General features: G+C 45.4%; 7 protein-coding genes. 5 read left to right on the top strand and 2 right to left on the bottom strand.

Annotation, left to right across the window (positions count from 1 at the left end; genetic code table 11):
- Window positions 1–589 precede the first annotated feature (589 nt).
- From ACLGGO_RS25930 to ACLGGO_RS25950, 5 genes are all read left to right on the top strand, one after another.
- Window positions 590–2,038 carry an efflux RND transporter periplasmic adaptor subunit gene (locus tag ACLGGO_RS25930; RefSeq protein ID WP_446421436.1) on the top strand — a complete coding sequence of 483 codons (1,449 nt, stop codon included), beginning with the start codon at window positions 590–592 and terminating at the stop codon, window positions 2,036–2,038.
- Between the two features lie 143 nt (window positions 2,039–2,181).
- Window positions 2,182–3,066: an Rpn family recombination-promoting nuclease/putative transposase gene (locus ACLGGO_RS25935; protein WP_446421431.1), complete on the top strand. Its 885-nt coding sequence runs from the start codon at window positions 2,182–2,184 to the stop codon at window positions 3,064–3,066.
- 69 nt (window positions 3,067–3,135) lie between these two features.
- Entirely contained in the window at window positions 3,136–6,186 is a 3,051-nt protein-coding gene (locus ACLGGO_RS25940; protein WP_446421437.1) for an efflux RND transporter permease subunit, read from the top strand.
- An 84-nt stretch (window positions 6,187–6,270) separates the two neighbouring features.
- The gene (locus ACLGGO_RS25945) at window positions 6,271–6,405 is read left to right on the top strand and encodes a hypothetical protein (RefSeq protein WP_446421432.1); all 135 of its coding nucleotides are present in this window, start codon (window positions 6,271–6,273) and stop codon (window positions 6,403–6,405) included.
- A gap of 333 nt (window positions 6,406–6,738) precedes the next feature.
- The gene (locus ACLGGO_RS25950; protein ID WP_446421433.1) at window positions 6,739–7,632 is read left to right on the top strand and encodes a lipid kinase; all 894 of its coding nucleotides are present in this window, start codon (window positions 6,739–6,741) and stop codon (window positions 7,630–7,632) included.
- A gap of 228 nt (window positions 7,633–7,860) precedes the next feature.
- On the opposite strand, the gene ACLGGO_RS25955 is transcribed toward ACLGGO_RS25950, so the two are convergent.
- Together ACLGGO_RS25955 and ACLGGO_RS25960 are read right to left on the bottom strand one after the other, a co-directional pair.
- Complete coding sequence (locus ACLGGO_RS25955) at window positions 7,861–8,997, bottom strand: hybrid sensor histidine kinase/response regulator (RefSeq protein ID WP_446421434.1); 1,137 nt, start codon at window positions 8,995–8,997, stop codon at window positions 7,861–7,863.
- A 142-nt stretch (window positions 8,998–9,139) separates the two neighbouring features.
- On the bottom strand, window positions 9,140–15,136 hold the full coding sequence (locus tag ACLGGO_RS25960) for a PAS domain S-box protein (protein ID WP_446421435.1): 5,997 nt from the start codon (window positions 15,134–15,136) through the stop codon (window positions 9,140–9,142).
- Window positions 15,137–15,351: the final 215 nt, after the last annotated feature.

Below are 15,351 nucleotides of genomic sequence, written 5' to 3' on the forward strand. Positions count from 1 at the left end.
TACACATAAGAAGTGCAGATGCGAGCAAAACCACACTTCAGATTAACATTCCTGATTAGGGTCAGGTAGTATTGCGCGAATGCAGTAGCCATCAGCAGCAGACATGGGAACCGAGTATCTGAATCAAAAGTATTTCAGTATACTAATTCAATTTTATTGTCTATAAATCCTAAATTTTACTTTATTTTATTGGATTTATCATCAATTGAAGATCTAGAAGATCTATATGATGCCCTTGTGCCATCTGCCTTATTTACACCAAATCACTCAATTGGATAACTCCAATGGGTGATGTGTACATGAGTACTCCTGCCCTATCTTAAAGAAAGGCTATATCTATCCCAACTCCAGCCTCCCCCCAAGAGGGTATCTATCCGTACTTTTTCCCTCCTGAACAGAATTTTCGGATTTCCCCCAATCAACCGCCTGGTCAAGAGTGCGCTACAATGTAAAGTAGTGTTAAGGAAAGTAACCCAATATTCATTAAGTTATCTTTACAAAACTAGCGACCTCGAGCCGTAAAAGAGGAATAACCGTGACTCAGACAGCCCCAAATCCCAACAAGAAAACCAAATTAAATCTTTCTCCTATCCCTAAGCCTGCCGAACTCAAACAGGATGTCGATGTCGTCTTCTATGTCCCTGACGCTGAACCTGACCCCTTTGAGCAGGATGCAGATGGCTCTGTCGTACCTAAAACTCACAAATCTAACCCGGGTTGGCTATCTGGAGGAAAGGGGCTGTTTTTAGGCATCGGCATTGGTGTCCTCTTAGCCTTAGGGGCTAACCGTTTAGTTTCTTCTCAACAGTCAGACGCACCCACAGCAGCACCCCCTGTTGCCACCTCATCTGCCCCTAGCCAGAGCGTAACCGTAGCCCAAGTGGCATCAGAAAGCGTCAGCCGCAGCTTAGACGCCACAGGAAGCGTTGCTGCTTTTGAGATGAGTCCAGTTATGTCTCAGGCTACAGGCTTACAGATTCAACAGGTATTAGTGGAACAAGGGCAGGTTGTCACAGCGGGACAATTATTAGCCCGTCTCGATGATTCGGTGCTTCAGGCACAATTAAATCAAGCCCAAGCCTCCGTTGCTCAAGCCGAAGCCCGCCTCGCGGAACTTCGGGCTGGTTCCCGTAGTGAAGAAATTGCCCGTGCCAAAGAAGCCGTCACCAGCGCTGAATCTGCCGTTACCGCCGCCGAGTCAGACTTAGAATTAGCCAGAACACGGGTTGATCGCAATAAAATACTCCAATCTGAAGGTGCCATCGCCCGCGATCGCTTAGATGAAGTCTACAATCAAGAACGCAGCACCCGTTCCCAACTCGAACAGGCACAAGCCCAGTTACGAGAAGCAAAGCAGCAACTTGCCCAGCTCGAAGCAGGACCTAGGCGGGAAGTCATTACCCAAGCCGAAGCCCAACTAGCACAGGCACAGGCACAAGTGCAATCCACCATGGCACAACTCAACAACACGCGAGTCGTTGCCCCCGTCAGTGGTAAAATAGCCGAACGCGATGCCCGTGTGGGAGATGTCACCTCCTCCTCCCAAACTCTATTCAAAATAATCGAAAACGGACGCCTAGAACTGGTTGCCAAGGTTCCCGAAACTCAACTTCCCCAAATTCGTCCGGGACAATCAGTGATCATTACCTCAAACGCCGATAGTAGCTTAAAACTATCGGGCAAGGTTCGGGAAATTGACCCGATGGTGGATGAAGCATCCCGTCAGGCGAAGGTGAAGATCGATTTACCCGCCTCAGCCTCATTAAAACCGGGCATGTTTTTACGGGCATCGATTACCACCTCAGCCTCCCAAGGGCTAACCCTACCCGCCAAAGCGATACTGCCCCAAAGTGACGGCAGTGCGATCGCCTATATCCTGCAACCCGATAACACCGTCAAAGCCCAGCCTGTTGAGGTGGGAGAAGTCCTCGGTGATAATCGTGTTGAAATTAAAAGTGGGTTGTCTGGGAGCGATCGCGTCGTTGTTAAAGGTGCCGCTTATCTAAAAGATGGCGATAAAGTTAATGTTGTCAACTGATTGGGTCAATAGTCCCAAACAAGTACGGGAGAACATTCTCATCCCGTAACCATCCCATTACTCTATTTTTAGACTAAATCCAAAGCGGAGTTTGGGTTATACTCAACCTAGGAGGACTAAGCTGTTTTTCCTTAATACTGCTCATGAGATTTATTAGTCCCAAAACTGACTTTGCGTTTAAGAAAATTTTTGGCTCAAACCGCAGTAAAAAAATCCTGATCAGCTTTCTTAACGCTATCGTTTATGAAGGCAAAAACACCATAAAATCATTAGAAATAATCGATCCCTATAATCCGGGTAGTACCAGCACGCTTAAAAATACTTATCTCGATGTTCGGGCAGTTTTAGATAATGGCTCTACAGTAATCATCGAAATGCAAGTCTTGAACGTTGAAGCATTCGAGAAACGAGTAATTTACAATATTGCCAAGGCTTATGCGAACCAATTAGATATGGGAGAACAGTATACAACCTTACGACCCTTTATTGCTTTGAGTATTGCTGATTTTTTGATATTTAAAAATAGCTCACAAATGATTAATCGGTTTCGACTCAAGGAAGAAAAACAGCTATTTAACTATCGAGACGAGTTAACATTGATTTTTATAGAGTTGCCAAAATTCAATAAAGAAATATCAGAATTAGAAACCCTTAGCGATAAATGGATTTATTTTCTCAAAGCTGCCCCCAGTTTAGAGATGATTCCTGAATCCCTAGGGGCAGTACCGGAAATAGAAGAAGCGTTAACTATTGCCAGTCGTGCTAATTTAAGTCATCAAGAATTAGAAGAGTTGCACAAGCAGGAAGTATTTATCGGCGATAGGAAGGGTGAAATTGCTATTGCAAAAATTGAGCAGAATTTAAAATTTATTTCCCTGGTCATCGAACAGAAATTCGGAGCAGTTAATCCAGAACTAATGACGACTATAGAAAAATTATCTTTGTCAGAATTAGATCGTTTGATTGAGACGATTTTGACGTTTCAAGCCATGGAAGACTTGGAACGTTGGTTAGATAATTTTAGATAATTAATTACAATTATAATTACACTCACCCTAAACCTGATGGCGCTCGCAGCGCAACTACAAACGAAGTTTATGTCTTTCCACCTCTCCGCTTGGTCAATTAAAAAACCTGTTCCTACTGTCGTCTTATTCCTAATTTTGGGCATCTTTGGTTTGGTGTCCTTTTTTCGGTTAGGAATTGACACTAATCCAAATATCGATATCCCCGCCGTGATGGTAACGGTTACCCAACCCGGTGCAGGACCTACAGAATTAGAAACTCAAGTCACCAAGAAAATAGAAGATTCGGTGGCGGGGTTGGGAAATATTGATGAACTCACCTCAACTGTGACGGAAGGGATTTCCACCACTACCGTTAGCTTTGTGCTGGGAACCGATAGCGATCGCGCCACGAATGATGTGCGTAATGCCGTTGCCCAAATTCGCCAAGATTTACCCCAGGATGTGAATGAACCGATTGTCAAGCGTCTAGAATTTGCTGGCGGTTCAATTATGACCTACGCCGTGGCGTCTGAGACGCGATCGGTGGAGCAATTAAGCGATTTAGTCGATCGCACGATTAGCCGCGCCCTCCTGAATGTACCTGGTGTGGCTCAAATTGACCGTTTGGGCGGTGTGGATCGCGAAATTCGAGTTGACCTTGATCCGAGTCGTTTACAAGCCTACGGAATTACTGCCACCCAAGTCAATGATCAAATCCGGAATTTAAATATTGACTTACCTGGAGGGCGGGGAAATGTCGGCGGAAGTGAGCAAAATATTCGGACTCTGGGAAGTGCCAATACGGTTGAAGAATTAAGAGGGTATCGGATTGTTCTCCCCAATGGCGCGACGGTTCCCTTATCCAGTTTAGGGGACGTAGAGGATAGTTTTGCCGAACAGCGACAGGCGGCGTCTTTGAATGGGGAATCAGTCGTGGCTTTTTCGGTGCTGCGGAGTACAGGTAGCACTTTAGTCACCGTGGAAGAAGGGGTGCGTGAGGCGGTTGCCGAATTGCAGGGAACCCTACCAAACGATGTGAATCTTGAACTGATTTTCACCTTTGCTGATGCGATTCGGGATTCCTATCAAGCCACCATTGATGCCTTAATTTTAGCCTGTATTCTCACCGTTATTGCCGTTGGATTGTTTTTGCGGGATTGGCGAGTGACGCTGATTACAGCTACAGCTTTACCTCTGTCAATTATTCCCACATTTGGGGTGATGAAAGCCCTCGGTTACACCCTAAACGGGATGACTCTCTTAGCCTTAGCTTTAGCTGTAGGTAACTTGGTCGATGATGCGATTTGTATGATTGAAAACATCGACCAACATTTAGATATGGGTAAAAAGCCCTTTCAAGCCGCATTGGATGCCTCACGAGAAATTGGTTTAGCTGTGGTGGCGACAACAGCAACCATTGTGGCGGTGTTTATTCCTGTGGCATTTATGGGGGGTATACCGGGTCAGTTTTTCCAACCCTTTGGCGTCACTGTGGCTGTTTCCACCATGTTTTCTACGCTGGTGGCTTGTACCATGACACCAATGTTGAGTGCTTATTTGCTTAAACCGAAAGGGAACGGGCAACAGGGAACCGGGAAAAAACGGATTCACCCTTACCGAAATATCCTCAATTGGGCATTGCGCCATCGGATTACGACTTTATTAATGGCGGTTGTCTTCTTTATCGGTAGTTTACAACTGGTGCCGTTAATTCCCAAGGGTTTATTTGATAGTGGAGATACGGGGTTGAGTACGGTGATGGTTGAACTCCCACCCGGATCGACCCTGAGTGACACAGAAGATATCATGGCACAACTTAACCAGTCGTTGCAAGAAAATCCGGCGGTTGAGAACGTTTTTGCTACGGCGGATCAGATAAATTCGGCGACTGTCTACGCCAACCTGCTACCCAAGGATGAACGCGAGGTTTCCCAGCAGGAATTTGAACAACAAATGCGCCAGGTGTTCCGAACTATTCCAGGGGCGCGGATTAGTTTCCAAAGTCAAGGCGCTGGGGGAGGAGGTAAGGATTTATCGATTGTTCTCAAGAGTGAAAATGCCCCCGCCTTGACGCAAACGGCGGAAACCTTGGAAAAGCAGATGCGGGATATTCCGGGATTGGTGGAAGTTACTTCTAGTACCAGTTTAGTCAAGCCGGAAATTGTGATTCAGCCTGATCCAGAACGGGCGGCGGATTTGGGTGTTTCTGTGGGCGCGATCGCACGCACGGCATCCTTAGCTTTAATTGGGGATAATGAGTCGAATCTGGCAAAGTTTGATTTAGCGGATCGGCAAATTCCGATTCGGGTACAACTTGACCCGGAAACTCGCGAAGATATTAGTACCCTGAAAAATTTACAGGTTCCCAGTCAAAATGGGACTCTGGTTCCCATTAGTGCGGTTGCTGATATTCGTTTGGGGAGTGGTCCTGCCCAAATTGACCGTTTTGATCGCAATCGTCAGGTATCGGTAGAGGCAAATTTAGAAGGAATTGCCCTGGGAGATGCTTTAGAAAAGGTGAAAGCATTACCCGCGATGAATCCCCTCCCGCCCGATGTGGCTGAGGAACCGGCTGGGGATGCCAAGATTATGCAGGATATTTTTACCCGGTTTGCCACAGCATTAGGGGCGGCGATTCTCTCGATTTATGCTATTTTGGTCTTGCTGTATAACAATTTCTTGTATCCGTTTGGGATTTTAGTCGCCCTACCGTTATCGGTTGGTGGGGCGTTACTGGGGTTGTTAGTGACGCAGAAAGAATTGGGTTTGTTTGCTTTAATTGGCATTGTTTTACTGATGGGATTGGTGACTAAAAACGCCATTTTGTTAGTAGACTTTGCTTTAGCCGGGATGCAGGAAGGGAAACCCCAGTTTAAAGCGGTAGTGGATGCGGGGGTGTCTCGGTTACGCCCCATTCTGATGACTTCGGTTTCCACGATTGCTGGGATGATGCCCATTGCCTTAGAATTAGGGGCTGATGGCGAGGTACGCAGTCCCATGGCGATCGCAGTAATTGGTGGGTTTACGACTTCAACCCTGTTAACTTTGGTGGTGGTGCCGGTGTTATTTACCTATGTGGATAACTTATATCACTGGATTCGGGGGTTATTTGGGGGGAAGAAAAAGCAAGTGCAGTTATAAAACGGTAGGGGCGCACGCTCCGTGCATTAATAACCATATTTTTTGTTGTTGACTATATCACAGCTAAAAAAGGTAGCTTAACTTATGGCTTTATCTGAATTTCTCAAGAAAAAGATTTCATTGGCGTTCAATAAATACGACATATCTAATGATGGAGTTTTAACAGTTTCTGTTAATCTTATCTATCCCTATCGGAAGACGCGATCGCACATCCATTAAACCTCGATAACCGAGGTGGCGATCACCAAGACAGGGCGACCCGATCCTCTGTAGGGGCGGGTTTTACTACTATCTTTTCGGTTGCACCTCAATGTGAGTAAACCCGCCCTGTTTCTCTAGTTGTTAATTAAGCCAAGCGGGTCGCCCCTACATGAGGATTACAGGGGTTGGACAACTGGTGGAATGGGAATGCAATTATCCACCTGTTAGAAGATGTGCGATCGCATCAAACCGATAAGATGTAGTAAGTAAGTCGGTGGAAATAAACTCAACACTCCACCAGTTCTGTAAGGAGTTCTCAAACCCTTACAAATAACGAAGGACAAATGACGAATGAATCCCCAGTTACCGCCTAAAAAAGCATTATTCTTAGTCAACCGTCAGTCTCGTCACGGACAGGAGCATCTATCCGAAGCCATAGATCAACTTAAGCAATTGGGTGTGACTTTACTGGAAGAATTAACCGAAGATCCACTAAAGCTTCCAGAAATAATCCGTCACTATCAACATCAGGTAGATCTCGTGATTATTGGTGGTGGTGATGGTACGCTTAATGCAGCGATAGAGGGGTTAGTGGATACTCAGTTACCCTTAGGCATTTTACCCTTGGGGACGGCGAATGATTTGGCTCGGACGTTGGAAATTCCCGTTGATTTACTGAAAGCTTGCGAAGTGATTGCTAAAGGTCGATCTCATAAAATAGACTTGGGCTTGGTTAATGATAAATACTTTTTTAATGTTGCCAGTTGTGGATTGAGTGTGCAAATTACTCAGTCCCTTACCAAAGAAGCCAAAAGTCGCTGGGGAGTTTTAGCGTACCTAGCTACAGCATTAAAGGTAATTTGGCACGCGCGTCCTTTTCGGGCAGAAATTCGCATGAATGGAGAATCAATTCAGATTAAAACGATTCAAATTGCCATAGGGAATGGGCGACATTATGGCGGGGGAATGACTGTGTTTCATGATGCCAAAATTGATGATCAAAAGCTGGATTTCTACAGTCTGGAAATGCGTCATTGGTGGCATATTTTATCTATACTACCTGCGTTATGGCAGGGGCGTCACGCGGATTTACCGGGAGTCCGTACTCTCCATGGTACAGAATTTGAGATTTATACTCGCAAACCTCGTTCTATTAATACGGATGGAGAAATTACCACTTCTACGCCAGCAAAATTTCGCCTGATTCCACAAGGGATATCTGTTTTGGTTCCGCGATCGCGGTGATTGGGGATTATTGGGAATTGATGATTGGGGATTGGGAATTGGGGATTATTGGGAATTGATGATTGGGGATTGGGAATTGGGGATTATTGGGAATTGATGATTGGGGATTGGGCGAAGCATTCGCGTTGCGATGTTAGTATAAAACCGATACATACGGGCGCGAATGCTTCGCCCCTACGAACCCCTACGAACCCCTACGAACGAACCCCTGTTCCCTTTCCCTTTCCCTTACAGGATTACCGTAAAAATCGATCCTTGGGGTTGGTTGTCTTCGACGAATATTCTACCATTATGCGCCTCAATTACCATTTTACAAAAGGTTAAGCCTAAGCCAATCTGAGAAACCCCACTCATTAAATCTCCCACTTCATATTTGTCAAAAATATGGCGCTTGCGTTCTTCACTAATTCCTAAACCGGAATCAATAATCTGAAGCTGGGCTTTTGAGTTGGGAAAATCTGAGGACAGGGATTCATCGTGATAACTCACTCTGAGAATAACCAAACTTTCTGGAGGTGAAAATTTAATCGCGTTGGAAATTAAGTTTTCCAAAACCCGATGAAATAAATTCATATCGATCAAAAGAGACTCTGGGGATTCTCCTAGCTTGCTGATCAGTCGAATATTTTTCTGTTCAGAAATCGATTGAAACTGAAGGGTTACTGTAGATACTAATTCATTGAGATCAACAAACGTCCGATTCAAAACCATTTTACCCGAATCCATTTTCGCCAACATTAACAAATTATCGATCATGGAGTTGAGTTCACGACTGGAGTCAGCAATGATTTGCAATCGCTGTAAATCTTTACCATTGGTGGACGTTTGCAATAACAAGTCGCTACAAAGTAAGATATTAGTCAGCGGATTTCTTAAATCATGGACGATCATATTCGACAGATCTTCCCGCAGACGCAATGTAGCTTCTAGGGCGTCATATTGCTGCTTGATGCGTAACATCGAGCGCACCCGCGCCCGCAGTTCAATTCCGCTGACGGGTTTGGTGATGAAATCATCAGCACCCGCATTTAGCGATCGCGCCAAGTCTTCTTTTGAGTTGAGTGCGGTTACAATAATCACGGGAACGTGTTTCCAATGGGAATCGGATTTGATAGTGCGGCAAACCTCAATCCCATTTAACTTAGGCATCATCACATCGAGTAAGATCACATCCGGTTCAACGGAGTCGAGCAGGTTTAACGCTTCTTCACCACTTGAAGCATAAAATAAATCATACCCCTCTCGATATAGATGGGCTTCAATCACATCAAAGGCATTCGGATCATCATCCACGATTAAGATAGACGTATTCTGATTTAGGCTATGCATATATGTAGCAACGGTGAGGTAAGGATAGGGAAACATGAAAAACTTATATTATTTTTAGATTATTGAATTCTGTTTGATTAGTTGTTATTAAATTCTGTAAATATTCCTCAAACCCTTACATATAGACGAATGACGATAAAATCCCTTAACTTTAATTATTTCCCACCCACTTACCCTTTTACTCCCGATCAAGATATTGTTCAATTAGCGTCACCAAATTTTTCAAGCTAATCGGCTTCGCCATGTAATCCGTTACCCCTGAAGCCAAGCATTTTTCCCGATCCCCAGGCATTGCCAAAGCGGTGACAGCAATAATTGGCATCCGAGGCAAATTCATGTCCGCCCGAATCTGGCATGTTGCTTCTAATCCATCCATTTCTGGCATTTGAATATCCATTAAAATTAAATCGGGTGTATGCTGTTTAGCTTGTTGAACCGCTTCGATACCGTTTCGCGCTAAAATCACGCGAAAGCCTTTACTGTGCAAATAATCCGTCATTGTCAAAATATTTGCTTCATTATCTTCTGCCAATAGAATTAACGGTAACTGTTGTGCCACTGGTGGATAATCACTCTGAGATGTTGGAGCAAACAACTGACTCAAAACAGACTGTAACTGGGGACGAGAAACGGGTTTAAGCAGATAGTCAGACGCCCCTAATTCTAAAGCTTTAGTCGGATCATCTACAACGGAAACCACCACCACCGGGATTGATGCCGTAGCTGGATTTCCTTTTAACTGAAGCAACACCTCCCAACCGGAAACATCCGGCAGTAAAATGTCTAAGATAATCACATCCGGCTTAAACTTATGCACGGCATCAATCGTACCTTCACCCTGAGAATGGATCAAAACCGTTACTCCTAATTCTCTCAGATAACGGGCAATATGGTTCGCTGAAGCATCCGAGTCTTCCACGACTAAGGCGTTGTGAATCGGAGGCAATTCTTTAGACACCAGTTTAGCCTCCCTCAGGGTTTGCCCTTTCAAGTTGGTATGTTTCCAGGGAAGTGTCACCGTAAAGCAACTTCCCTTACCCACCTCACTTTCTAAAGCAATACTTCCTCCTTGTAATTCCACAATTCGCCGCACCAATGCTAACCCTAACCCTGTACCTGCATAGCGACGTGAGAGACTGCTATCTAATTGCACAAAGGGTTTAAACAGTTTATTCAGGTTTTCTGGGGAAATACCAATCCCCGTATCGGTAACACTAAACTGCAACTGTTCATTGTCCGGATCTGCGGTAACCTGTAACGACACCTCGCCACCGTCTGGTGTAAATTTTACCCCATTACTTAATAAATTCACTAACACTTGGCGCAGGCGTCGTTCATCCACTTCAATCTCGCTGACTACCGATGCAATTTGGTAATGGAGTTTAATATTTTTCTGCTGCGCCTGCTGTTTAATAAAGGTTAAACTCGATGTACAAAGATAGTCTACAGAAACCGGAGTAAGCGAGAAGGACATTTTCCCGGACTCAATTTTAGAAAGATCCAGAATATCATTAATTAAGTCTAACAAATGCTTGCCACTTTGTTCAATTGTCACCAGGGATTTTCGCTGCTTGGCGGTTAACTCCCCATAGACTTCTTCCTGTAGGGCTTCGGCTAAACCCAGAATCGCATTCAGAGGTGTTCGCAACTCATGACTCATACTTGCCAGAAACTCATCTTTTAAACGGGTAGCCCGGGCTAATTCAGCATTGGCTAAACTAATCCGCTCATTACTTTCGCGTAACTGTTTTTCTGCCTGCTTGCGTTCAGTGATATCATACACTAAGGCACAAGACCATAATAGTTTCCCTTGGTCATCCAAGACGGGACTTGTGGACATATACGCCCAGATCTTGTTTCCTGCTTTCGTGCACAATTGCACCTCTTGTCGATGAACTTGGCTTTGATTGAGCTGGATAGGAAACGACGGGGCAAAATAGTTATCCCCTGGCGTGATAAAATCCGCGATCGCATGTCCTAATATTTCCACTTCGGTATACCCCAGCATCCGTGCCATTGCCTGATTTATGTAGGTAGTATTTCCTTGGGCATCAATCACCCAGATTCCTTCCTCTGCGAGTTCCACAATTTGGGCATATCGCGTCTCGGTTTCCCGAATCTGACATTCTAACTTCTGGTTGAGACGTTTAATCTCATTCTCAGCCTGCTGACGTTCGGTAATATCGGTGAGAAAAACAATCACAAATGTGCCATTTTGGGTTTGAATCGTACTCAGCCCAACTTCAATGGGAAACTCACTCCCATCCCGATGTTTGGCATATAAATCATTAGATTTGCCCATAGATCGTTTACTCGGATGGGCGAGATAATTATCCCGATGTTCACGATGGATGAAGTGATAGCGTTGAGGCATTACATATTCAATTTTTCGCCCAAATACCTCGGTGCGATTATAGCCAAATAACTCTTCTGCTTTGGCATTAAAGACAATCATTTCTCCCTGGGCGTTGGTGACAATGATTGCTTCAGAAGCGGATTCTAAGAACGCCCGGAACTTAGCCTCACTCTCCCGCAGGGCTGCTTCTGTCTCTTTGCGATCGCTAATATCTTCCACAACCGCTAGGGCATAGTTTTGATCCTTTTCTGAATCCCGCACCCGCGAGATGGAAATATAAACCCATCGCCAGTTGCCATCTTTACGGATATAGCGTTTTTCTAGAGAATAGTTATAAGTTTCCCCCGCCATCAACTGCTGTAAATATTCACTATTTTGTTCCCGATCATCAGGGTGAGTAATATCTTGCACCAGCCGCCCCACTAATTCCGATTCAGGATAGCCAGTAATGTCACAATAACGTTGATTCACCCGCAAGAGTTCTCCCGAAGGCTTAGCGACAGCAATCCCGACAGAGGCTTGTTCAAAGATAGCGCGGAACCGTTCTTCACTATCCTGTAATGCCCGTTCAGCCTGTTTTCTTTCCGTAATATCATGAATAATCGAAACCAGAAAAATCCGTCCTTGGATTTCAATCGGACTGGAATACACTTCCACCTCGCGCATCTCTCCCGACGCCAGACAGTGAGGAAAGACAAAATAGGTGCGTTCTTCTAATTTTGCCCGTCTCATTTCCGCCTTAACTTGAGTCGGTAGTAGACAATTTAGATCCGTAATCTTCTTGGTGAGCAGTTGCGATCGCGCATAGCCATAAAAATCTACCGCCGCCCAGTTTGCATCAGTAATTGCACCGGTTTCGGCATCGATTAAGAGTTTAATTGCCTTACTATTCTCAAACATGGCACGAAAACGGGCTTCACTCTCTCGCAGGGCGGCTTCGGCTTTTTGTCGTTGCCATGCATTGGTTAAAATTTCACCGACGATTCTCAGCAGATGAATACTGCTATCCGACCAAATTTTTTCCTGGCGAAATGAATCAAATCCTACCCAACCCATGATCATCCCTTGATAGATTAGGGGAACCGCGATATGAGACCATCGATGAGAGGCTTGCCAATAGTGGCGATCTAGGGTAGCTTGATCAGGTAGATGATTAATACTGGGAATATAAACCACCTCACCCCGTTGCAGTTGAGCAAATTCCCAAGGAAAGGTTGAGATAGAAACCTCTTGGCAGGCATGAATTTGGCGATTGATTCCGGGTGTCACCCATTCATGGGTCATCTTTACCGTCTGCCCATCCTGACTCATCTGAAAAATATAACTGGTATCCACTTGAGTGAACGCGCCAATTTCGGCTAAAGCCTGGGTGATTTCGGCTTGAATATCGGCAGATGCCAGATTAATGAAGCGAGTGGAAATAGTGGCAACGAGTTGATCAAAGTCTAATTGATATTGTAATGCCGCTTCTGCCGCTTTGCGATCGCTAATATCGGTGTGTGAACCTACCATCCGCACCACTGTACCCGACTCATCCCACAGGGCTTGTCCGCGATCAAGAATCCATTTATAAGAGCCATCTTTACACAAGAGGCGATGCTCACTACTATAATAAGAAGTCTTCTGATCAAAATGGTCTTGAATCACCCCCATCACCCACTCTAGGTTATTAGGATGGACTCGTTTCGACCATTCATCCAAATGATTGGCAATTTCATCATCCTCATAGCCCAACATTTCTTTCCAACGGGGCGATAAGAACACTTCATTCGTTTTCACATTCCAATCCCAGATGCCATCATTATTCCCCCGCAGGGCTAAATGCCAACGTTCCTCACTAATACGCAAGGCTTCCTCAGCTTGTTTGCGAGCAGTAATATCAGAAGCAATGCCATCAAGTCGCAGGGGATAGCCATCCTCATCGTAAGTCACCCGCCCCCGATCATAAAACCAGCGAATTTCTCCATCGGGTCGCTGAATCCGATATTCTAGGCTGTATGTACCCTGTGCCAATAACTGTTGACGAAAGGTACTGACTTGGGCATAATCATCAGGATGAACCACCTCTAGCCACAGGTTGGGATGATCAAAAAAGTCTTGCACCGGGCATCCATAAACCCTTTCCGTCGCTGGATTCAGGTACAGCACCTTATGGGTAGTCGCACAGACTGACCAAACTACATCATCAAGGGCATTGAGAATACTATCTAAGCGTTGTTTATTTTGGCGCAATGCCACTTGCGTCCGCAATGCCGAGATACCATAAGCTAAGTCATTTGCCAATTCTGTCAGTAATTTTACTTCAGCTTGATTAAAAGCATTGGCTTCACTGGCATAGATATTCAACGCCCCCAGACAGGTTCCTTCTACAATTAAGGGTAAGGCAATAGATGCGGCGTAACCTTGTTTTATTGCCCCATCTCGCCAAAGCTGATAACTTGGATCAGTGAGAATATTTTGGATAATTCTGGGTTCTTGGGTGCGAATCGCTGTCCCTGTGGGTCCGGTACCTCGTTGATTATCCCCCCAACTAATCTGTAAGGTTTCAATATAGTTATCCTCATACCCAGCTTGGGCAACTGGATGCACGGTTTTGGCATCATCGGTTTGAGCAAAACCAATCCACACACAACGATAGCCACCAAATTCCACAATAATTTGACAGATATTGTGCAGCAGGGTGGTTTCATCGGTAGCCAAGACTAAAGCTTGGTTACATTCACTCAGGGTTCGCAGGGCGCGATTGGCGCTATAGAGTTCTTGTTCGGAACGCTTACGCTCTGTGATATCCTGAGTCACAACCATACCTGCGATGATTTCACAGGTCTGGTTTTTTACGGGTAGGGCATGAACTGAGAAAATACGATTATGAAAGGGAATCTCACGGGTAACAGTTTCGCCCGCTAAGACTTGGCGATAGATGGGTTCTAGCTGGGTAGAGGTTTGGGGGGGAAAGCATTCCCAAATCGTTTTCCCTTCTAATTGGGTTTTGGATAAACTGACACGGGCTAAACCCCTCCCATCTGCTAATAGATAGCGTAATTCATGATTAAATAGAAGTACCGCCCCATTGGGGAAATTTTCAACGACTGCCCGATAGCGGGCTTCACTCTCCCGCCAACGGCGATCGCTCTTTTGTAAATGTTGTTCCAAACGGTAGGATAGGTAGGCGGCGATACTGGAACCACCGATACCGATAACAGCGACAACTGCCAAGACAAAGCCAGTAAACTGTCGCTGTTGTTCTAATTGTTGGTTGAGTTGAGTCTGTTGTTGTTGTTCGATTGCCAGAAACTGCTGGATTTCATCGGTAACCTGATCCATGACTTGCTTCCCCTCTAGCAGTTGAGCCATAAATTCTGGGGATTCTATGGCGGTTTCAGGTTGGGAATTCACGAGTCGGAGATTGCGTTGGAGTAAGGTGACTCTAGTGGTGGCTAATTCGCGAATCCGTTGCAGGCGATGGGTTTGGGAATGTTCCTGGGCGACGAGTTGACGCAATTGATCCAGAGTGACGGGAATTTGTGCGATCGCGGATTCATAGCGAGTGAGAAAGTCTTGACGGCGGGTAATTTCATACCCTCGCACGGCGGTGTCGGCTTCGAGTAAATCGGAGTGTAAGCGTTGAGTTTCCAGACGCACCTGTTGAGTCTGTCGCAATCGAGTTTCGGCTTGGGCGGTTTGGAATTGCAACCAGCTAAATGTGGCGAGTGAGGTGACTAGACAGGTGACGGGAATTGCCAGGATTAACTGGCGTTTTTGTTGACGGGAAATTGTGATCCGGCGAAATTGTCGAGGTTGGGCGGGGTTGCTATCCATGCTAGGTGCTGCATCCGAAAGCTGATTCAACTCATCTCTAGCATAGAAGTTTTGATTGTGTAGGGGCGGGTTTCACGATTATCGTTTCGGTTGCATCCAGATGTAACTAAACCCGCCCCGACTGAGGGGTTTGGTAACAGGGGTTTGGTAACAGGGGTTTGGTAACAGGGGTTTGGTAACAGGGGTTTGGTAACAGGGGTTTGGTAACAGGGGTT

Source organism: Coleofasciculus sp. (assembly GCF_046565525.1).
In the GTDB taxonomy this organism is placed as follows: domain Bacteria; phylum Cyanobacteriota; class Cyanobacteriia; order Cyanobacteriales; family Coleofasciculaceae; genus Coleofasciculus.

Bases quoted from the DNA above. Each gene is read 5' to 3' on its own strand.
- ACLGGO_RS25935 (WP_446421431.1), top strand. From the start codon at position 2,182: ATGAGATTTATTAGTCCCAAAACTGACTTTGCGTTTAAGAAAATTTTT.
- ACLGGO_RS25940 (WP_446421437.1), top strand. From the start codon at position 3,136: ATGTCTTTCCACCTCTCCGCTTGGTCAATTAAAAAACCTGTTCCTACT.
- ACLGGO_RS25945 (WP_446421432.1), top strand. From the start codon at position 6,271: ATGGCTTTATCTGAATTTCTCAAGAAAAAGATTTCATTGGCGTTCAAT.
- ACLGGO_RS25950 (WP_446421433.1), top strand. From the start codon at position 6,739: ATGAATCCCCAGTTACCGCCTAAAAAAGCATTATTCTTAGTCAACCGT.
- ACLGGO_RS25955 (WP_446421434.1), bottom strand. From the start codon at position 8,997: ATGTTTCCCTATCCTTACCTCACCGTTGCTACATATATGCATAGCCTA.
- ACLGGO_RS25960 (WP_446421435.1), bottom strand. From the start codon at position 15,136: ATGGATAGCAACCCCGCCCAACCTCGACAATTTCGCCGGATCACAATT.